16 protein-coding genes are annotated in these 21032 nt (G+C 71.4%); 9 read left to right on the forward strand and 7 right to left on the reverse strand.

The features are described from left to right. The first annotated feature begins 89 nt into the window (after positions 1 to 89). From T398_RS07760 to T398_RS07780, 5 genes are all read left to right on the forward strand, one after another. Positions 90 to 962: a carbohydrate ABC transporter permease gene (locus T398_RS07760; RefSeq protein WP_496445676.1), complete on the forward strand. Its 873-nt coding sequence runs from the start codon at positions 90 to 92 to the stop codon at positions 960 to 962. Between the two features lie 2 nt (positions 963 to 964). Next, positions 965 to 1879 carry a carbohydrate ABC transporter permease gene (locus T398_RS07765; protein WP_496445677.1) on the forward strand — a complete coding sequence of 305 codons (915 nt, stop codon included), beginning with the start codon at positions 965 to 967 and terminating at the stop codon, positions 1877 to 1879. Positions 1880 to 1925: 46 nt separating this feature from the next. Next, positions 1926 to 3974, forward strand: coding sequence for an endo-beta-N-acetylglucosaminidase (locus T398_RS07770; protein WP_496445678.1), 2049 nt, complete (start codon positions 1926 to 1928; stop codon positions 3972 to 3974). A 179-nt stretch (positions 3975 to 4153) separates the two neighbouring features. Then, complete coding sequence (locus tag T398_RS07775; RefSeq protein ID WP_496445679.1) at positions 4154 to 8350, forward strand: glycoside hydrolase family 38 N-terminal domain-containing protein; 4197 nt, start codon at positions 4154 to 4156, stop codon at positions 8348 to 8350. Next, complete coding sequence (locus T398_RS07780) at positions 8347 to 9072, forward strand: DUF7158 domain-containing protein (RefSeq protein ID WP_496445680.1); 726 nt, start codon at positions 8347 to 8349, stop codon at positions 9070 to 9072. The genes T398_RS07775 and T398_RS07780 overlap by 4 nt, the downstream gene beginning before the upstream one ends. 66 nt (positions 9073 to 9138) lie before the next feature. Here the strand turns inward: T398_RS07780 and T398_RS07785 are convergent, their stop codons facing one another. From T398_RS07785 to T398_RS07805, 5 genes are all read right to left on the reverse strand, one after another. Beyond that, positions 9139 to 10899, reverse strand: coding sequence for an RCC1 domain-containing protein (locus tag T398_RS07785; RefSeq protein ID WP_496445681.1), 1761 nt, complete (start codon positions 10897 to 10899; stop codon positions 9139 to 9141). Positions 10900 to 11136: 237 nt separating this feature from the next. Then, positions 11137 to 11964 (reverse strand): DUF72 domain-containing protein, encoded by an 828-nt coding sequence (locus T398_RS07790; RefSeq protein WP_496445817.1) that lies wholly within the window; start codon positions 11962 to 11964, stop codon positions 11137 to 11139. Between the two features lie 122 nt (positions 11965 to 12086). Then, entirely contained in the window at positions 12087 to 12605 is a 519-nt protein-coding gene (locus tag T398_RS07795) for a hypothetical protein (RefSeq protein WP_496445682.1), read from the reverse strand. Positions 12606 to 12985: 380 nt separating this feature from the next. Then, positions 12986 to 14017 (reverse strand): sensor histidine kinase, encoded by a 1032-nt coding sequence (locus T398_RS07800; RefSeq protein WP_496445683.1) that lies wholly within the window; start codon positions 14015 to 14017, stop codon positions 12986 to 12988. Next, the gene (locus tag T398_RS07805; RefSeq protein WP_496445684.1) at positions 14010 to 14702 is read right to left on the reverse strand and encodes a response regulator transcription factor; all 693 of its coding nucleotides are present in this window, start codon (positions 14700 to 14702) and stop codon (positions 14010 to 14012) included. The genes T398_RS07800 and T398_RS07805 overlap by 8 nt, the downstream gene beginning before the upstream one ends. 154 nt (positions 14703 to 14856) lie before the next feature. Here T398_RS07805 and T398_RS07810 point away from each other — a divergent pair, with 154 nt between their 5' ends. Continuing rightward, positions 14857 to 15519, forward strand: coding sequence for a GNAT family N-acetyltransferase (locus T398_RS07810; RefSeq protein ID WP_496445685.1), 663 nt, complete (start codon positions 14857 to 14859; stop codon positions 15517 to 15519). Between the two features lie 299 nt (positions 15520 to 15818). Here the strand turns inward: T398_RS07810 and T398_RS07815 are convergent, their stop codons facing one another. Beyond that, positions 15819 to 17279: a glycoside hydrolase family 3 N-terminal domain-containing protein gene (locus T398_RS07815; RefSeq protein WP_496445686.1), complete on the reverse strand. Its 1461-nt coding sequence runs from the start codon at positions 17277 to 17279 to the stop codon at positions 15819 to 15821. Between the two features lie 118 nt (positions 17280 to 17397). Between T398_RS07815 and T398_RS07820 the strand changes: the two genes are divergently transcribed. The 3 genes from T398_RS07820 to T398_RS07830 all read left to right on the forward strand — a co-directional run bounded on the left by T398_RS07820 (position 17398) and on the right by T398_RS07830 (position 20487). Next, positions 17398 to 18573, forward strand: a complete 1176-nt coding sequence (locus tag T398_RS07820; RefSeq protein ID WP_496445687.1) for an ROK family transcriptional regulator — start codon at positions 17398 to 17400, stop codon at positions 18571 to 18573. 118 nt (positions 18574 to 18691) lie between these two features. Further along, positions 18692 to 19534: an ABC transporter ATP-binding protein gene (locus tag T398_RS07825; RefSeq protein WP_496445688.1), complete on the forward strand. Its 843-nt coding sequence runs from the start codon at positions 18692 to 18694 to the stop codon at positions 19532 to 19534. Positions 19535 to 19590: 56 nt separating this feature from the next. Beyond that, positions 19591 to 20487 carry a ribokinase gene (locus tag T398_RS07830; RefSeq protein WP_496445689.1) on the forward strand — a complete coding sequence of 299 codons (897 nt, stop codon included), beginning with the start codon at positions 19591 to 19593 and terminating at the stop codon, positions 20485 to 20487. Between the two features lie 64 nt (positions 20488 to 20551). Here the strand turns inward: T398_RS07830 and T398_RS07835 are convergent, their stop codons facing one another. After that, positions 20552 to 21031 (reverse strand): DUF6232 family protein, encoded by a 480-nt coding sequence (locus T398_RS07835; RefSeq protein ID WP_026185361.1) that lies wholly within the window; start codon positions 21029 to 21031, stop codon positions 20552 to 20554. Position 21032: the final 1 nt, after the last annotated feature.

Here is a 21032-nt window from a genome sequence, read left to right on the forward strand (position 1 = left end):
CCCGCGCCACGGCGCCACCACTGCCATCACCTGTCGTTGCGCGACACCGCATCGCCACGCACCCCACCGGAAAAGCAGAGCGGGACGTAATGAAAACTCAGCGTTGGTTCACCCCCTGGCTGTTGCTCGGGCCTGCCCTCGTCTGGCTGCTGGTGTTCAACCTCTGGCCAGCGATCAACACCGTGGTCCTCGCGTTCACGAACGCCAAGCCACTCGGCGGTGGAAGCTTCACTGGAGCGGCCAACTTCGAGCGCATGCTCAACGACGATCAACTCGTCTATGCGCTGGTGAACAGCATCGTCTATATGCTGGTCTGCTTACCCCTGTTACTTTTCCTGCCGCTGCTGCTCGCGGTGCTGCTGGAGAAGAAGCTGCCGGGCATCACGTTCTTTCGCACGGCCTTCTACACCCCGGTGATCGCCTCCGCGGTGGTCGTGGCGCTGATCTGGACCTGGTTGCTGGAGGACCGCGGCCTGGTCAACGGGCTGGCCCAACAGCTCGGCTTCCTCACTGAACCGCTGCCCTTCCTCAGCGGGCGCTGGCTGCTGCTGTTCAGCGCGATCAGCCTCACCGTGTGGAAGGGGCTGGGTTACTACATGATCATCTACTTGTCGGCGTTGGGGAACGTCTCGCGTCAGCTACACGAGGCGGCTGCGGTTGACGGCGCCGGTCCGATCCGCCGGTTCTGGTCGGTCACCGTGCCCGGGGTGCGCACCACGATGTTGCTGGTCAGCGTCCTGGTCACCGTCTCCGCGCTCCGGGTCTTCACCGAGTTGTTCGTCCTCACCAACGGCACCGGTGGGCCCGGCGGCCGGACCATGTCCCTGGTCATGCTCATCCAGATGTACAGCCGGGGCTTCACCGGGCACCTCGGCTACGCCTCGGCGCTCAGCCTGTTGTTGTTCGTGATCACTGTCGGCCCCATGCTTCTCCTCCTGCGCCTGAACCGGAAGGCGGCCTAGTCATGACCCAGCTCACCACCCCACCCGCCGGCGCTCCGGCGAAGACGCCGGCCTCGTCACCGAGGCGACGGCGTCGGGGCTCGGGTTTCGGCACCATGCGGCGGCGCGAGAAGCTGCTCCGGTACGCGCTGCTGTTGCTGGCGCTGGTGGTGACCGTCGGGCCGTTCGTGTGGCAGCTGTCCACCTCCCTGAAAGGCGCCGGCGAGAACATCTACACCTCGACGCCGCAGTTCATTCCCTCCAACCCGACGTTCGACAACTACCTGCGGGTGGCCGAGACGATCCCCGTCCTGTCGTACGCGAAGAACTCGCTGATCGTGGCGGCGATGGCGGTCATCGGTAACGCCGTGGGCGCCACCCTGGCCGGGTTCGCCCTCGCCAAGCTGCACTTCCGGGGCCGGACGCTGTTTCTCGCGCTGGTGCTCGGCACCCTGGTGCTGCCCGGCGAGGTGACGATCGTCTCGCAGTACGTGACGGTCCGCAGCCTCGGTCTGGCCGACACGTTGGTCGGTGTGGCGTTGCCCACCGCCGTCGCCATGCTGAACGTGCTGTTGATGCGCGCGGCGTTCATGGCGATCCCCGACGAGATGGACGAGGCGGCGGTGATCGACGGCGCGTCGGCCTGGCAACGGCTGATCCATGTCGGTCTCCCCAACGTTCGGGGCATGCTCAGCGTCGTCACGATCTTCGCCTTCATCGGCGCCTGGGATGACTTCCTGTGGCCGTTGATCGTGCTGACCGACCCGCAGAACTACACCCTCACCGTCGGCCTGCAATACCTCAGCGGGGCGTTCACCGCGAACCCGCGGGTCATCGCGGCCGGCACGATGATCGCGTTCATTCCGATCGTCATTGTCTTCGCGACGCTGCAACGGTTCTTCTTCCGCGGCGTCGAGGAGGGGGCGATCAAGGGGTAACCCTCGCCCCACCCCCACCCCCCACCCCCAATGGAGGTGATCCTGGATGCGACGCCTGCTTCTGTCCCTGCTGGTTGGTGCCACAGTCGTGGCTGGCAGCACCCTCAACGCGGCCCCTACCGCGGCAGCCAACACCAACCCGCAGGACGGCAGTCAGCCGTACGCCTCGTACTGGTTCCCGAACGAGATCCTCGACTGGGACCCGGAGACCGACCCTGACGCCCGCTTCAACCGAGCGACTGTTCCACTCCAGAAGCGGGTCTCCGACCCCGCGCTGAAGGCCAACCCGAACGCGCGGGCCGGCGAGGGCGAGGTGGCGTCGCTGGTGTCGTTCGCCCCGACGTCGGACAACCCGTCCCAGGGCTCGCTCGACGCGGACTACTACGCGTTCGGGCACTGGCAGTACATCGACACCCTGGTGTTCTGGGGTGGATCGTCCGTCGAGGGCCTGATCCTCGCGCCGAACCCCACGGTGATCGACGCCGCGCACCGCAACGGCGTCAAGGTGTACGGCACCGTCTTCTTCCCGCCGGTCGCCTACGGCGGGAAGATCGACTGGGTGCATGACTTCGTCGCCAAGTCGGGCTCGACCTATCCGGTCGTGGACAAGCTCGCCGAGGTGGCCGAGTACTACGGCTTCGAGGGCTGGTTCATCAATCAGGAGACGACGGGTGGCGACGCCGCCCTCGCCACCGAGATGCGCAACGCCATGACTCACGGCCGCAAGCAGGGCCTGGAGTTCATGTGGTACGACGCGATGACCGAATCCGGCCCCATCTCCTGGCAGAACGCGCTCACCGACGCCAACGACGCGTTCCTGGGTAGCAGCCGGAAGCCGGTCGCCGACTCGATGTTCCTCAACTTCTGGTGGTCCGGCAGCGAGCTGCTGGAGGAGTCGCGGGAGCACGCGCAGTCGCTTCGGCGCAGCGAGTACGACCTGCACGCCGGCATCGACACCGAGGCCAACGGCTACCACACCGACGTCGACTGGGATGCCCTGTTCCCGGCCGGCGAGTCGCACGTCACCTCCCTGGGCATCTACCGCCCGGAGTGGACCTGGACCTCGTCGAGTGGGCCCGCTGACTTCCGGGAGCGTGATTCTCGCTACTGGGTCGGTGCCAACGGCGACCCCTCGAACACCGCGACCTCCTCGCCCTGGAAGGGGCTCGCCAACTACCTCGCCGAGTCCACTCCGGTGACCCGGAAGCCCTTCGTGACCAGCTTCAACACCGGAAACGGTGAGGCATACCACGTCCTGGGTGAGCAGGTGCACACCGGCGGCTGGAACAACCTGTCGCTGCAGGACGTGCCGCCGACGTACCAGTGGGTCGCCTCCTCGAGCGGCACGAAGCTGACGCCGTCGCTGGACTTCACCGACGCCTACGAGGGCGGCTCGACGCTGCGCCTCAACGGCACGCTGGACGCCACGAACACGGTGCGCCTCTACCAGACCCAGCTGAAGGTCGCCAAGGACACCAAGCTGTCGGCGGTCGTCAAGACCCCGCAGGCCGGCGCGACCCACCTGAGCGCGGCGGTGGCGTTCACCGACGCCCCGGACACCTTCATCCCCCTCGACCTGGGCTCGACCTCCGGCACCGGCTGGGAGCGTCGCGTCCTGGACCTCTCCGGGTACGCCGGCAAGACGATCGCCCAGATCGGGTTGCAGGCGTCGGCGTCCGAGGCGGTCCCGTCCTACGACATCAAGGTCGGCCAGCTCGCCGTCTACGACGGCAAGGTGGACCGGGTCACCCCGCCGACCGAGCTGACCGTCCTGGGCAGCACCGACGTCTCGGCGAGCCAGCAGACGCTGCGGCTGGCCTGGACCCCCTCGGCCAAGGGGACGGTGCACCACTACGAGGTGTACCGTCGCAACCCGGACGGCAGCCGCACCCTCCTGGGTGCCACGCCGAACGACGCGTACTTCGTGCCGCAACTCAACCGGGTCGGCACCGAGACCAGCGTGACCATCGAGGTCGAGGCGGTCTCGACCGAGTACGGCCGCTCCACCGCGGCGACCACCACCGTCACCTGGTCCGGCACCGCGCCGACCACGACCAACCCGGCGCTCGACCGGTCGGCGAACGCGCCGAGTTGACGACACATCCAGTGAGCGTCAACACCCGGTACGTGCGGCTGGTTGTCACCACCCTGACCCAGAACGACGACCTCGTCGTCTGCGCCCACGAGTCTGTGGCCAGCGGCGAATAGCCTCCCCAACTGCCACCGGCGCGATGTGTTTGCGCCGGTGGGCGTACCAACAGAAAGGATGACCCCGTGTCGGTCATGATTACCGCCGTCGAGTCCACCGACCTGTTCGTCGGTACCGAAGACAATCCGCGTCAGGTGCTCCGCGTGACACTTGACGGACCCGCCGGCCCGGTCACCGTCACCGGGCCCGGTGTCTCCGGTAACGCGACCGGCACGGGCGTCGTCGAGGTCCCCCTGGACATCGACGACCGAACCCCCGGCACGAAGCTGCCGGTAACCGTCACGGCCGGCGACGCGACCGCGGAAGCCACGGTCGAGGTCGCCGAGCCGGGATGGACGATGTTCCTCGTCTCACACTTCCACTACGACCCGGTGTGGTGGAACACGCAGGCCGCGTACACCTCGCCGTGGGAACTGCTCTCCGGCGACGCCACCACCCGGCCGCTCTGGGAGCGCAACGGCTTCGCGCTGGTGGACGCGCACATGGACCTCGCCCTGCGCGACCCGGTGTACACCTTCGTCCTCGCCGAGATCGACTACCTGAAGCCGTACTTCGATCTGCACCCCGAGCGGCGGGCGGACCTGCGCCTGCTGATCGAGCGCGGCCAGGTCGAGCTGATCGGCGGCACCTACAACGAGCCGAACACCAACCTCACCGGCGCCGAGACCACCATCCGTAACATCATCTACGGCGTCGGCTACCAGCGGGACATCCTCGGCGGTGACCCGCAGACGGCCTGGCAGCTGGACGTGTTCGGGCACGACCCGCAGTTCCCGGGCTACCTCGCCGACGCCGGGCTGACCGGTTCGGCCTGGGCCCGCGGCCCGTTCCACCAGTGGGGGCCGATCCAGAAGAACTTCCGCGAGGCCAAGAACGACGCGACGGTCATGCAGTTCCCGAGCGAGTTCGAGTGGATCTCGCCGTCGGGGCTCGGTGTCCTCACCCACTTCATGCCGCACCACTACTCGGCCGGCTGGTGGATGGACTCCTCGCCGGACCTGGCCAGCGCCGAGAAGGCCGTCTACGAGCTGTACCAGCGCCTCAAGCCGGTCGGCGCGACGAAGAACCTGCTGCTGCCGGTCGGCACCGACTACACCCCGCCGAACAAGTGGGTCACCGAGATTCACCGTTCGTGGGCCGAGAAGTACGTCTGGCCCCGCTTCGTCTGCGGTAACCCGCGGGACTTCCTCGACGCCGTCCGCGCGGAGCTGGCCGAAGCCGGGCGCCGCCCCAGCCCACAGACGCGGGACATGAACCCGGTCTACACGGGCAAGGACGTCTCCTACATCGACACCAAGCAGGCCCAGCGGGCCGGCGAGGTCGCCGCCGTGGACGCGGAGAAGCTGGCGACGCTGGCCGCGCTGGAAGGGCTCGGCCGGTACCCCGACGCCGCGCTCGACAAGGTCTGGCGGCAGCTCGCCTACGGCGCCCACCACGACGCCATCACCGGATCGGAGTCCGACCAGGTCTACATCGACCTGCTCTCCGGCTGGCGGGAGGCCTACGACCTGGCGGCCGCCGTCCGGGACCGGTCGTTGGAGGCGCTCGTCGGGACGGTCGACACCACCGGTGACGGAACCCCGATCGTCGTCACGAACACCCTCTCCTTCGTCCGCTCCGACCTGGTGTCGGTCCGGCTGCCCGAGGGCCACGACGGTGGCCGGGTGATCGACGACACCGGCGCCGAGGTGCCGGCCGTGGTGGACCGGGGCACGCTGCGGTTCCACGCCGCCGACGTCCCCGCCCTGGGCTGGCGGACCTGGCGGCTGCTGCCGGGCGTCTCCAGCGCCGAGCCGGCCTGGACGCCCGCCGACGGTGCCGCGATCGAGAACGCCTACTACCGGGTCACCGCCGACGCCGAGCGCGGCGGCGGACTGGACAGCATCTACGACAAGATCTCGAACCGCGAACTGATCCGCGACGACCACCTCGGTAACGAGCTGCGGATCTACGAGGAGTACCCGACCCACCCCGACTTCGGCGAGGGCCCGTGGCACCTGCTCCCGAAGGGCCCGGTCGTGGGCAGCTCGGCGGCGGGGGCGACGGTCCGCGTCGAGACCAGCCCGATCGGCACCCGCCTGGTGGTCTCCGGCGTCGTGGAGGAGATCGGCTACGAGCAGACGATCACGCTCTGGCACGGGGTGCGCCGCGTGGACTGCCGTACCCGCATCGTCGACTTCGCCGGCGCCGACCGGCTGGTCCGGGTGCGGTTCCCGGTCGACCTGCCCGGCGCGCTGCCGGTCTCCGAGGTCGCCGCCGCGGTGGTCGGCCGCGGGTTCGCGCTGCCGGACGTGGATGCCGCGGAGGCACCCTGGACGCTGGACAACCCGGCCAACACCTGGTTCGGGCTCGGCTCCACCGCGCGGGTCTCGCTCACCGACGCCGCCGGTGCCCCGCTGGGGGACCGGGCCCTCGGCGTCGCCGAGGTGGTCACGCCCACGCTCGACGAGGCGGCCGACGCCCGCGACCTGGTCGTCGCGCTGGCCGCGGTCGGTGTCACGGTGACGACCGCCAGCGCTGACTGGGCGCGGTACGGCTGGCTCGACGTCGACTCGAACCTGCCGGACTTCCGCATTCTCATCGGTGGGGCGCAGGACAACGACGCCACCCGGGAGCTGTTGGAGCGGGCGGGCCCGGAGTACGTCGAGGCGCTGGAGCAGCACGGCCGGGTCTGGATTCCCGCGGAGAAGCCGCTGCACGAGGTGTGGCAGCCCAACGCCGACCTGCGGGACCTGCGGGCGTTGCCGGCGCTCGTGGTCACCGACGTCGCCGCGCTCACCGAGGATGTTGCCGACGCCCAGGTCCAGGCGCCCTGCCCGGGTCCGGTGCCGGCCTCGGAGCTGCTGGTCAACCACACCGTCGCGATGCTCACCTACGGGCTGCCCGGCTTCGCCATCGACCCGACCGGCGCGCTGCACCTGTCGCTGATGCGCTCGTGCACCGGCTGGCCGTCCGGGGTGTGGATCGACCCGCCGAAGCGGACCCTGCCCGACGGCGCGTCGTTCCAGCTGCAGCACTGGACCCACGAGTTCAACTACGCGGTGACCAGTGGCGACGGCGACTGGCGGGCGCTCACGCTGCCCGCGCAGGGCCAGGAGTTCAACCACCCGCTGTACGGCCGGGTCGTGGAGAACCACTCGGGCACGAAGCCGGCGACGCACTCGTACCTGGGGGTGGAGCCCGCCCGGGAGGTGCTGATCGGCACGCTCAAGCCGACCGGCAACCCGATCGCGCACGGCGCCGCCGCGTCCTCGGACCCGGCGGACGCGGTCAGCCTGCGGCTGCTCGAGTCCACCGGGCTCGGCCGCTCCGCGACCCTGACGGGCGCGCTGGCCCTGTCCGACAAGCACCAGGCCGACCTGCTGGAACGTCGTGGTGCGCCGCTCGCGGACTCGATCGAGTTGGCGGGTTCGCAGGTCACCACGGTCGTCGGGGTACCGGCCGCGGCCCCGCGCAGCGAGGAGCCGCTCGGGCCCGAGGTCGAGATCGCCCAGCCGGTGCACTCCCGGTACTGGTTGCACAACCGGGGTCCGGCGCCGATGGGCTACCTACCGGTCTCCGTGGGCGTCTCACCGGGGCTGCTGCAGACCGTCAGCGAGCCGGTCGAGGTCTCTGTGGTGCTCGCCTCGCACCTGCGGGACGCGGCCGTCGAGGGGACCGTCAGCGTCCTCGTACCGCAGGGGTGGACGGCCTCGCTGGGTAGCCGCCCGTACCGGCTCGACCCCGATGGTCAGCTCCGCGTCGACGTCACGGTGACGCCCCCGGCCGGGGTGGAGTCCGGGCTGTACTTCATCACGGCGCGGACCGAGCACCTCGGGCAGACGATCGAGGATGTCGCCACGGTCGCGGTCGGCGAGCTTCCCGCTCTGCTGCCGGTGCCCGGAGACATTCCGGAGGACGCGGTCGCCATGAACGGCACGACCGCCGAGACGGGACGCGACACCGGGCTCACGGTGGACGTCACCACCACCTCGGTCACCGTCGCTCCCGGCGGGCGGGCGACCGTCGGCGTGTCGCTGCACAACCGCACCCGGGGGGAGATCCGGGCTGAGCTCCAGCTCGTCTCGCCCTGGGGCACCTGGGACGCCATCGCCGAGCCGATCCGTGGCGTCGCGTTGGCCGCCGGCGAGTCCGACACGATCACCTTCGACGTCGTTCCCCCGCGGGACGCCGACCCGGGCCGCTTCTGGGCGCTGGTGAAGGTGATGTGGTTCGGCCGTTGCCAGTACGCCCCGACGGTCGAACTGGTGCTGGAGCCATGACCACCGCGCAGCTCGACGAGTCGGTGCTGGGCTGGCTCGACGGACGGCCACTGGACCGTACGGAACTCGACCGCCGGCTCGCCGCCCTGCGCGGCGGGCTGCGGTCCTCCGCACTGCCGGTGCCCGGGAGCGCGGAGGACCGGCAGCTGACCCGCTGGGTGGCGCAGGTGATCCTGACCGAACAGCTCTGTATCGCGGAGGCCGAGTCCCGGGGGCTCGACGTGACGGATGCGCCACTGGTTCGGTTGGATCAGCTGGCCGCCGTCGAGTTCGGGTCCATCACCGCGGCGGCGTTCGAGGGCTGCGCCGCGGTCCGGGCCCTGTATGCGGAGCTGACCGCGGAGGTCACCGCGCCCGCGGAGCAGGTCGCCGCCTATCGTGCGGCGACCGCGGCACGGTCGGCCGGAGTCGTGTGGCAGTTGTCCTCCGCGGATGGCGACTTCGAAGCGACCCCGGACTCGTTGCCGACGGCGTTGGCGGCGGCGCTGCGCGCGGCCGCGCCGGGGGAGTCGGTCACCGTCGACTCGTGGACGGTGGTGCTTCGGGGGCGCCGGGAGTTGGTCGATCCGGCTCTTGATCCGACTGATCGGATCAACGATTCCGCGCGTCGGATCGCCTTTGTCCGGTGGCTCGACCACGCTCGCGCGCACCGGCTTCGGCTGGTGCCGGGGCTGGAGCACCCGGGCGACCCGAACCAGCCGGACAACTACCACCGGCACTGACGCTCCGGCCGGGGCTGCTCGTCGCTGTCGGCGACGAGCAGCCCCGGCCGGGCCTTGTGCTACGTGCTACTTCTGGTGGTGGGTGGACCGGTGCCGGCGGGTGAGGAAGATGAAGCTGGCGCCGACGAGGAGGAGCAGGGCGGCGGTGCCGAGCAGGCTGGGCAGGCTGGCCCCGGTGATGGGTAGGTCGGGGTCGGTGGGATCGGTCGGATCGGTGGGATCGGTCGGGTCAGTGGGGTCGGTGGGGTCGGTCGGCTCCGTGACGGTGACGGTGACGGCCTCGGACTGACTGTTGGGGCAGAGGACGGTATCGCTGGTGTAGTCGGCGGTGATGGTGTGGACGCCGGCGGGGAGCCGGAGGGTGTGGGTGGCGGTGCCGGTGCTGTCCAGGGGCACGGTGGCGAGGTCGGTGTTGTTGTTGCGGAAGGTGATGCTGCCGGTCGCGGGCCCGGGGTCGCAGGTGACGGTGGCGGTGAGGGTGACGTCCTGATCCGTGGTCGGGTCCGGCGGCGAGACCTGCAGGCCCGTGGCGGAGGTCGCCTGGAGCGTGGGCAGGGCCAGGCTGTGGTTGCTGCCGACGGCGGTGGTGGTCACGGTGGTGCCGGTGGGCAGGACGACCGCAACGGGCGTGTTGCTGCTGCTGGTGATGCCGACCCCGCCGCCGGTGGTGAGATTGGCGCCGAGTTGACCGAAGGAGTTGTCGCCCCAGGCGAGGGCGGTTTCGGCGTCGGTTATCGCCACGGTGTGGTTGCTGTTGTTGGCGGCGATGGCGGTCAGCGTGGTGCCGGTGGGCAGGGTGACCTCGACCGGGGTGCTGCTGGTGAGGTTGTTTCCGTTGCCCAGCTGGCCCGAGGAGTTGTTTCCCCAGCTGGCGGCGGTGCCGTTGCCGAGCAATGCCACACTGTGGAGGCTGCCGGCGGCGACGGCGGTGACCTCGGTGCCCGGTGCCAGGGCGACGTTGACCGGCGCGAGGGCGTCGTCGTTGGTCCCGTCGCCGAGCTGCCCCTGGGAGTTGTCCCCCCAGGCGACGGCGGCGTTGTCGGTGGTTACCGCGAGGCTGTGGGCGGCGCCGCCGGCGATCGCGGTGAGCGTGGTGCCCGGTGCCAGCGCGACGTTGGTCGGTTTGCTGGTGCTGTTGGTGGTCTCGTCACCGAGCTGGCCCTGGTCGTTCGCCCCCCAGCCGAAGGCGCTGCCGGTGGCGGTCAGCGACAGGCTGTGGACGGCGCCGGTGGCGATGGCGGTGGCCGTGGTGTTCGTGGGCAGGCCGACGGTGACGGGTGTGCTGGTGTCGTCGTTGGTCCCGTCGCCGAGCTGACCATGGGCGTTGCCGCCCCAGGCGAGGACGGTACCACTGGAGGTCAACGCCAGACTGTGGATGTTGCCGGCGGCGATGGCGGTAACCTCGGTTCCGGTGGGTAGGGCTACCGCGACGGGAGTGTTGCTGCTGGTCGTGGTGCCGTCGCCGAGCTGGCCGAAGGAGTTGTCGCCCCAGGCGAGCAGGGTGCCGGTGTTGGTCAACGCCAGGCTGTGGGCGCCACCGCCGGCGATGTCGGTGACCAGGGTGCCCGTGGGGAGGCTGACCTCGACCGGTACGTTGCTGTTGTCGTTGGTCCCGGTGCCCAACTGCCCCTTGTCGTTCTCGCCCCAGGACAGGGCGGTGTCTGTCACGGCGGCGGCCGTCGGTGGCTTGTTCTGCGCGAACGCGGGCGACACGACGAGCGCCTGCGTGACCGTCACGGCCAGCGCGAGGGAGAGCCAGCCGGCGGCGGTGCGTCCGGTCTGTTGCCCTCCAACGCCTCGGCCGAGCCGTTGACCGATTCCTTGCATCGTGCATACCTCCGAGCCGACAAATGACCGCTAATAGGGCAGCAGCCACTTTTAGCTACCTATCACCCTGAGCGGGTAGAAATGTCTCTACCGCCAGGATCAACGCGTACCGGGCGTTAAGGGTGTCGGTCCGGGCAAAAGGACGATTGACTCGGCTTCCGCGACGTGGGTCAGCGCCGACGGCGAGGGCCGGAAGCGGCGGCGGTCCGGAGGGGCTGCGCTCAGCGGCTGCGGCGTTCAGAAGAGCGTCAGCGGCTGCACCGGAGCCGGTCGGGGCAGCGGCTCGAGCGCGGGGACGCGGGCGCGTACCTCGTCGTGGAAACGGCGGGCGAGCACCGGGGCGTCGGCGTTGTCTGGAGTGTGGACGAAGAAGGTGGGCGAGCGGCCCTCGTGGAGCCAACCAGCGACGGTGTCGACCCAGCGCCGCCAGCCCGCACCGGTCTGGTCGGGATCGTCCCGGCCGAGGTAACGGACGACCGGCCGGTCGGTCAGCGCCGCCGAGCGGAGCGGCAGCCGTGGCTTCTTCGTCCAGGCATCCCGCTCCGCGTCACTGGTCGGGGGCCGGGCGAAGAACGCGGTGGTGTCGAAGGGAATCCACTCGGTGCCGGTGGCGGCCAGCGTTCGGACCAGCGACTGGGCCGCGTCGGAGTCGACGAAGAACGCGGGGTGGCGCACCTCGACCGCGTACCGGTGGGTCGGGGGTAGACGCCGCAGGAAGTGGGCGAGGGTGGCCACGTCGCCCGGAGCGAAGGAACCCGGCAGCTGGATCCAGAGCGCCTGCGCCCGGGGGCCCAGGGGTTCGATCGCGTCGAGGAAGGCACGCAGCGGCTCGTCCACCGCACCGAGGCGGCGCTCGTGCGTGACCACCCGGGGGAGCTTGAGCACGAACCCGAAGTCCGGGTCGGTCTGCTGCGCCCAGCCGGACACCGTCTCCCGGGCGGGGGTCGCGTAGAAGGTGGTGTTCCCCTCCACCGCCGTGCACCACCCGGCGTAGTGCCGCAGGCGTTCGGGTGCCGGTAGCGGATGGGCCACCAGGCGCCCCTGCCACGCCTTGTGCGTCCACATCGCGCATCCCACCTGGAGCCGCACGCGAGATCCCTTCGCCGAAACGCCGACAGCTGGGCCCGGCCCGGCTGGCTCCGGAGGCCGGCGTGCCCCAGCCAGCCCGACCTCCGGAAGCGAGCAGCTCAGTCCGGGATGGGGAAGCCGTACCGGGCGGCGTGCTCCGGATCGGCCGGGTCGATCTGGCGTACGCCGGAGTCGGCGAGGCGCTTGTTGACCTCGTCCAGCCGCTCCCGCACCAGCCGGGCCTCCTCCTCGGTGACCCGACCCCGGTGCGGCCGGCCGGCGTGCTCGATGGTGCCGTAGTCCACCTTCTCGGCGGCGCGGCGGCTCTTCGGCGGGCGAACCCGCTCGGCGGTCCGCAGCAGCTGCGCCATCGGGGTGTCGGTGGCCATCGCGTCGAACTCGCTGGCGGTCAGTACGACCCGGCGCGGCTCGCCCCCACCGTGGCTGTCGTGGATCTCCACGATCGCGATGTCCAGGGCCCCGTCGTCGATGTTCTCCACCTCGGCCGGGGTGGCATCCAACTGTACGGGCCCGGCAACCAGGTCCGGGTGCTCCAGGACGACCACCCGGGTGGCCTCGTCGTCGGGCTGGAGCACCCGGCCGCTGAAGTCGGAGACGCGGATCGTCTTCTTGCCCATGCGCGGAACTTCTCCTGTCGTAGCCCGGTCTGGAGGACCAGCAGACGTTACCCGACAGGTGTGCGAATGCCGGCGCCGGCTCGCCGGTCGTTGTGGTGGTGGCGTTGATCCCCCGGGTGTCGCCCCCGGAGCCAGCCGAAGGGTCAGTGGGTGTTGGGGCGGCGGGTGGGCCGGCGGTTCAGCTCAACCCAGGTGAGCAGCGGCGAGGCGCGGGTGCTGCGATGTGGTGGCTGGGCCCGAAAACACTCCGCGGCAACCCAGGCGGTTGGCCAGAGTGCGCTCGAGTCAGGACGGCGGCGGTGCTGTGGCGGGTTCGACATGACCCCAGCATTCCAGAGAATGGTGTACATCTATTAAAGATAGCGGTAATGGTCGATGAGTTAGGCGGCTCCCGGAAGAGGTAGCCGGACCTCGAACCGGCACCCACCGGTGGTGTTGCGGACCTGCACCCGGCCGCCGTGCGCCTCGACCAGCCCGCGTACGATCGCCAGTCCCAGCCCTCCGGAGCTGGCCAGCTCCCCGGTGCTGGGGCAGGGGGTGCGGGCGCGCCCGCCGCGGAAGGCGACCTCGAAGACGCGGGGTAGATCCGCCTCGGGGATGCCGCCGCAGGTGTCCGCGACCGCCAGCCAGGCGCAGCCGGTCTCCGTCCCGGCCTCGACCCGGACGGTCCCCTCCGACGGGGTGTAGCGGACGGCGTTGAGCAGGAGGTTCCCCACCACCCGGGCCAGCTCGGGCTCACTGGCCAGTACGGTGGGCCAGCCCGAGTCGGGTGCCAGCAGACGGACCCGGCAGGCGGCTGCCAGCGGTGCGGTGCTGGCCACGGCGTCCGACACGACGTCGCCCAGGGGCACCGCCGACAGGGTCAGGCGCAGGGCGCCGGCGTTGATTCGGGAGAGCTCGAAGAGGTCGTCCACCAGCCGGGTCATCCGATCGGTCTCCACCCGGATCCGACGGTGGTACTCGCTCACCGTCGTGGGATCGTCGACCACCCGGTCCTCCAGCGCCTCAGCCATCGCGCGCAGCCCGGCCAGTGGGGTTCGCAGGTCGTGCGACACCCAGGCGACGAGGTCCCGCCGACCCTGTTCGATTTGGCGTTCCCGTTGCCGGGCCTGGTCCGCCCAGACCGCGGCGGCGGCCAGCCGGCGCCCGAAGCGCCAGCCGACCGTGAGAACCACCAGGGCCGCCGCCGCCACCGTGATCAGCACCACGTCCCGGTCGTGCGGGGAGAGGAACATCTGGTCGGCGACCATGGCCACCGCAGCGACCATCGCGGTCACCGCGACGACCAGCAGGGTGACGATGTGTACCGTCACCGAGCGCCCGCGCAGCAGGCGCAGGGCGAGGGCGCCGAACGCGCCGACGCAGAGCGCCGGACCGAGCGCGAACGCGAAGATCAGCGCCAGTTCACCCATCGGTTGGCTCGTATCGGTAGCCGATGCCCCAGACCGTTACGATCCGCCGTGGGTTCGCGGGATCGGCCTCCACCTTCTCCCGTAGCCGGCGAACATGGACGGTCACCGTTGACTGGTCACCGAAGTTCCAGCCCCACACCCGCTCCAGCAGCTCGGTCCGGCCCAGCGCCCGGGCGGGATGTCGCATCAGGTACGCCAGCAGGTCGAACTCGCGCACGGTGAGGGTCAGTTCGTGGCCGTGCAGCCGGGCCACCCGGGGGCCGGTCTCGACCACGAGCGCGCCGTCGTGGAGCACGGTGGCCGGTACCGTCCGCGGCTCACCGCTGCGCCGCAGCACCGACCCGACCCGCAGCACCAGCTCCCGGGGCGAGAACGGCTTGCTGAGGTAGTCATCTGCACCCAGCTGCAGGCCGAGGACGCGGTCCGCCTCGTCGCCGCGTGCGGTGAGCATGATGATGGGCACCCCGCCCGGCTTGGCGCGTAACCGCCGGCACACCTCCAGGCCGTCGAGCCCGGGCAGCATCAGATCCAGCACGACCAGGTCCGGCGGTTCGGCGGCGACCGCGGCGAGCACCAAGTCGCCGTTGCCGACATGCCGCACCTGGTAGCCGGCGTGCACCAGGTAGCGACAGACCACGTCACTGACTGTGCGGTCGTCGTCAACGACCAGTACCCGTTGCGTCACCGGGCCTCCCTCGTTGCTGCCCAGCGTAGCCGCAGTGATCAGCTTAAAATCTTGCGAGGCGGTTACGGCCGTCGTCCGCGGCGGTGGCCAGCGACCCGTGCGGCACCCTGGACGCGGTAGGCGGAGCGCGACGAGTGGACCTCGAAGGAGGGCGATGGGCAGCCGGCGGCTTCACCTGCACCTGACCACCTGGCTGGGGCAGTGGCCGGCTGGCCCGGGTCGGCACGTGGTCGCCGCGCGGCGCCGGGCCGAACCCGCTTGGGACGGTCGGCTCCGGCCGGCGATCGCCGTCTCCGCCGGGGAGCACCAGGTGCTCTCCGTGGCGCCGGAACGGGTCGCAGTCGTCCGGGAACTGGCCCGGGGCTCGTCCCGGCGGCTCCTCGCTGGCCTGCCGGCGGCTGTCGGTCACCCCGACTGGGTGGTGCACGACGACGTGTTTCGGTGGACCGAGGACCCCGCGCCGCTGCCGGAGGTCGGTGAGTGGGTCCCGCCGACCTCGCCCGGCCTGCCGCCCTGGCTCCGACTGTTCGACCGGCCGGTGCTGGTGGTGCGCGACGACCGCGGCGAGTACCAGGCCGGGGTCGGCGTCAAGTGGCATGACGCGTACGGCCGGGAGTTGGCGGTGGGCACCGTTCCGGCAGCCCGGGGGCGAGGGCTGGCCCGCCGGCTGGTCGCCCAGGCGGCGGGCCGTGTCCTCGCCGAGGGGGCGGTGCCGACGTACCTGCACAGCCGGCGGAACAGGGCGTCGGCCCGGGTCGCCGAGGCGGCCGGGTTCCCCGACCGGGGCTGGCGGTCGTTCGGGGTCTACCCGGGCTGAATTGGAGCGCGACCCGCATCGGGGCAGAGGTGCAGCGGCGGCGGCGCGTGCCGCCGGGAGTGGGTGGGGCGAAGTGGGTAGGGCGCGGACCGGAGCTCCCGGGCCGGAACCCCGGTCCGCGTCCTTCCCCCAGGCCCCCGCTGGCCGCCCGGGGGCGGACCGCCGGATGCAGTTGTGACGCTACGTATTTAGCGGCGGGTAGGCAAGGGGAGGCCGGAGGTGTTGGTGTGTCGAAAACTGGACTCTGACCTGCAATAGAAAGCTGTACGACCGGTTGGCATAGACGGTGACGGAGCGTACTAGGAGCGTCCGGTGGTCAGCCCGAGGAGTTCGGCGGCGGCGCGGCCGTTGGCGTGGCTGGCGCCGTACGTGGTGACGAAGGCGTCGACTCCTGGCGGCCGCCACGACCCGGGCCAGCCCATCTCGACCACCACCACCGGGTGTTGGGCGGCGAGCGCCGTCACCAGGTCGGCGGCGCCGGGGAGCAGGTGTAGCCGCCGGCCGACCAGGACGATCGTCCGCCCGCCGGCGATCCGGCGCAGGGTCGCCGGTTCCGTGCCGGTGGCGACGACCCGCAGCTGCTCGACGCCGCCGAGGTGTGGGCCGAGTCCCCACGGCACCCGTGCCTCGGCGACTGTCGAGCTGGCGTGCAGCTGCACCACCAGGGGGCGGCCGAGCCCGGTCAGGGTGCCCTCCACCCGGACGGCCCGGCGGGCGGCGGCGTACCCGAGCTGGGCGGGCAGGGGGTCGGCGGTGCCGGTGGTCCGGGTCCAGGCGGCGAGTTCGGCGGTACGGCCGGCCGCCTCCGCTACCCGGGTCCGCTCCAGCCGGCCGGCGGTGAGCGCCGTCCCGATCTCGCTGGCGACCTGCTCGACCCGGCCAGCGTCGACCCGCGCGCCGAGGCAGAGCAGGTCCGCCCCGGCGGCAAGCGCCGCGACCGCGGCCGGGCCCACCCCGCCCGCGGCCAACACGGCGCCCCTCATCTCGAGGGCGTCGGTGACGACCGCCCCGGTGAAGCCGTACTCGTGGCGTAGGAGGTCAACCAGGGCCGCCCGGCTGAAGGTGGCCGGGCCAGCGCCGGTCAGGGCCGGGATCCGGATGTGCGCCGTCATCACCGCCCGGGTGCCGGCGTCGACCACCGCCGCGAACGGCGGTAGGTCCCGCTGGCGAAGGAGCGCCAGGGGGACGTCGACCGTGGGCAGGTCGTGGTGGGAGTCGGCGACCGAGGCGCCGTGGCCGGGGAAGTGCTTGGCGCAGGCGGCGACGCCGCCCTGTTGCAGGCCGGCCACCGCGGCGGCGGCGTGCGCGGCTACCCGATCCGGGTCGCGACCGAAGGAACGGGTGCCGATCACCGGGTTCTCGTCGGCGCTGTTGACGTCAACGACCGGGGCCAGGTTGAGGGTGATGCCGAGGGCGGCCAACTCCGTCCCGATGGCCTCGTGGACCCGTCGGGTCAGCGCCACGTCGCCGATCGCGCCGAGCGCGGCGTTGCCGGGGTACGGGCTTCCGGTCGCGTGCGCGAGGCGGGTGATGTCTCCACCCTCCTCGTCGATCGCGATCAGAACGTCGGACCGGGCGGTGCGGAGCGCGGCGGTGCTCGCCGCCACCTGTTCGGGGTCGTGCACGTTGGTGCCGAAGAGCGTGTGCCCGGCGAGGCCGTCGCCGACCAGGTCAATGGCCCACTGTGGTGGGACCGGGCCTGGGTACGCGGCGAGCAGCGTGCCCAGCACGAGGCGGCGAACTCCTGGATCCGGCCTCATCTACTCCCCTGTCTCTCTGCCGGTACGGCCAGTTACCCGCTCGGTTGGTGGTCGTTACGCTACGGTCACCTCTTTCGTCGTTGCGGGTGGCTTCTTTTATGAATCCTCGAGGACTGGCATGACTATGACCCGGCTCCCCGGCACTCCTCGCCTGTTGCGGGCGCTCAACGACCGCGCGGCGCTGGAGCTGCTACTGGAGCAGGGTCCGCTGACCCGGGCGCGGTTGGGCGAGCTGACCGGCCTGTCCAAGGTCACCGCGTCTCAGCTGGTCGAGCGCCTCGAGGAACGAGGGCTGGTCACCCGGGTTGGTGAGCAGGCGGGCGGGCGGGGTCCGAACGCCCAACTCTATGCCGTCCGCCCGGGCAGCGCCCACGTGGTCGGGGTCGATTTCGGAGCCGAACGGGTGGTCGCCGCCTGCGCGGACATCACCGGGACGGTGGTCGGCCGCTCCGAGCAGGCAACTGGCGATACCGAGGACCCGGTCGGCGTGGTGCACGACGCCGTCATCGAAGCCGCGAGTAGCGCCGGGGCGCCACTGGCGACCGTACGCCGGGTGGTCCTGGGCGCCCCCGGTCTGGTGGATCCGACCAGTGGTGACATCACCTTCGCGTTCAACCTGCCGCGGTGGCACGCCGGCCTGCTCGGTGCGCTCCGGGACGACCTGCGTATCCCCCTGGTCTTCGAGAACGACGTCAACCTGGCGGCGATGGCGGAGGCGCGGTCGGGAGCGGCGCAGGGCGTAGCCGACTTCGTCCTGGCCTGGGTGGACGCCGGTATCGGCCTGGCAATCATGATCGGCGGGCGGCTGCACCACGGCAGCACCGGCGCTGCCGGAGAGATCGGCTGGCTGCCGGTGCCCGGGGTGCCGATCCCGCGTGCCGCGGCCCTTCGTACGAAGCCCGCTTTCCAACAGCTCGTCGGCGCGGAGGCGGTTCGCGCGCTCGCCCGGGAGCACGGGTACCCCGACGCTACGGCGGCCGGCGGGGTCTCCTCGGCGGTCGCCGACGGCGCGGCGGGTGCCCCGATGCTTGACGAACTGGCCCGTCGGCTCGCCCTCGGGGTGACGAGCACCTGTGTGGTGTTGGATCCGCCGCTGGTGGTCCTGGCTGGTGCGGTCGGCGGGGCCGGCGGGGCGGCGTTGGCCGAACGAGTGCAGCGAGAGGTGGCGGCGATCGCTCTGGTCCGGCCGCGGGTGGTGCCGACCGGCCTGACCGAGGAGCCGATTCTGCGCGGCGCGCTGCACACCGCCCTGGCGGCGGTCCGGGACGAGGTGTTCGGCTCCACGACGAGCTGACCGGCGGGGCGGTGTGGTGGTGCGGTCGGCCGACGCTCCCGCCGGTCCACCGCGCTTCGCTCCGGTAGCTCCTTCGGGGGCTCGGGCGTGGCTGCCCGGTGCGTGGTTGGATGGGGTCGTGACTGGTGCCCTGATCCCCGGCCCCGCCGGTGCCGCCCCCGCCCTCGCCCCCGTGGACGCGGATCTGGTGGTCAGCCTCGAGGGCGTGACCGTGCGCCGCGCTGGTGCGGCCCTGCTGCACGACGTGGACTGGCAGGTCGAGCTGGACGAGCGCTGGGTTGTGCTCGGTCCCAACGGTGCCGGCAAGACCACGCTGCTCAACCTGGCCGGTGGTCGACTGCACCCGACCGCCGGGCTCGCCCACGTGTTGGGCGAGCAGCTCGGCCGGACCGACCTTACCGAGCTGCGCACTCGGATCGGGCTCTCCACCGCAGCCCTCGCCGAGCGGATCCCCACCGAGGAGCGGGTCGTGGACGTGGTGGTGACCGCGTCCTGGTCCGTGGTGGGCCGCTGGCGGGAGGAGTATGACAGCGGCGACGAGACCCGGGCCCGAGCCCTGCTCGGCCAGCTCGGCGTCGGAGATCTCGCCGTCCGCCGGTACGGCACCCTCTCCGAGGGGGAACGTAAGCGGGTACAGATCGCCCGGGCGCTGATGACCGACCCGGAGTTGTTGCTGCTCGACGAGCCCGCGGCCGGGCTTGACCTGGGGGGTCGCGAAGAGCTGGTGGCCCGGCTCGCGGAGCTGGCGTCGGACCCGGACGCCCCGGCGTTGGTGCTGGTCACCCACCATGTGGAGGAGATCCCGCCCGGCTTCACCCATGCGCTGCTGCTGCGCGACGGGGACGTGATGGCGCAGGGCCTGCTGACCGACGTCCTCACCGGGGACAATCTCAGCAAGACGTTCGGGCTGTCCCTGGTGGTGGAGCGGCACGGCGACCGCTACACCGCCCGTGCCGGTTGAGCCGCGGGCGTCCACGGCGGGCAGGAATCCCTTGGGACACAGACCGGAGGTACGTGATGCCGCAGACCCGGGTGGTCGTCGTTGGCAGTGCCAACATGGACCTCGTGGCGACCGCTCCGGCCCTGCCTCAGCCGGGTGAGACGCTGCTCGGCGCGGACTTCGTCATGGTCCCCGGCGGCAAGGGCGCCAACCAGGCCATCGCGGCAGCCCGGGCCGGCGCGGCCTGCACGTTCCTCGGTGCCATCGGCTCCGACGCCTTCGGCGTCACCCTGCGCGCCCGCATCACCGCGGCCGGGGTGGACACCGGCCACCTGCGGGTCGCCTACGGCGCCTCCGGCGTCGCCCTGGTGATGGTCAACGCCGAGGGCGAGAACGCCATTGTGGTCAGTCCCGGCGCCAACGCCACGATGACCGGGCTGACCGAGCCGGAGCTGACCGCCATCCGCGAAGCGGATGTGCTGGTCGCCCAGTTGGAGATCCCGGTGGAGACCGTTACCGAGGCGGCGGTGGCGGCGCGTGCCGCCGGTACCCGCGTGGTGCTCAACGCCGCGCCCGCCCGGACCGTGCCGCCGGAGCTCTTCGCCGCCACCGACGTGCTGGTGGTCAACGAGAGCGAGGCGCAGGCGTTCACCGGTCACGGTCGGGAGAACCCAGCGGCCCTACTGGAGCTGGCCCCCCGGGCGGTGCTCACCCTCGGCGTCTCCGGCGCCTGGTACGGCGACCGGGATGGCGGCCGGGCGTGCGTCCCGGCGGTGCCGGTGGAGACCGTTGACTCGACGGCGGCCGGGGACGCGTTCTCGGCCGCGCTCGCGGTCGGGTGGGGGGAGGGGCGCGACCTGGTGGACGCGGTGCGGTGGGCGACGGGCGCCGGCGCGGCGTGTGTCCGGCGGCTCGGCGCTTCGGTGGCGTTGCCCCGCCGGGACGAGATCGACGAGCTGTACCAGCCGGGCTGACTCTTCCCGCACCGCCGGCCAGGGTGGTGGTCGCCGTGACGGCGGGATGTGCTGGCCGGCCGGGTCACCGGTCGTAGGTCTGCTGTTCGACGGCGCGCTGTACGGCGCGGTAGATCTGGCCGAACCGGAGTGCGTCCGGCGTACGCAGGAGCAGTAACTCGCGGCCCTGTGCCTGCACCCACAGCTCGTGCACCCGGTTGCCCCGTTCGTAGGAGCGGTCCAGCCAGCTGAGCGGGAGCTCCAGGAAGGGCGCCACGGCCAACGCGAGCAGCAGGCACCCGGCGAGGGTGAGCAGCACCGGCAGCCACCCTCGCTCCGGCGCTGACCAGACCAGCGAGAGCGCACAGAGCACTGCCGCCAGTGGCGGCAGCGACAACAGCAGCACCAGGACGCCGCGGCTGAGTAGCCGCCCGCGGACGGCGAGGGTGGTTCGCCCCTTCGCGTGCCAGACGTACCTGATCTCGGCTATCGGTACCCGGAGCCCGCCCGACCGGATCGCCTCGGAGGTCACCTGCACCGCGTCGTCCCGGTAATAGAGGGTCATC

Source organism: Salinispora goodfellowii (assembly GCF_059570675.1).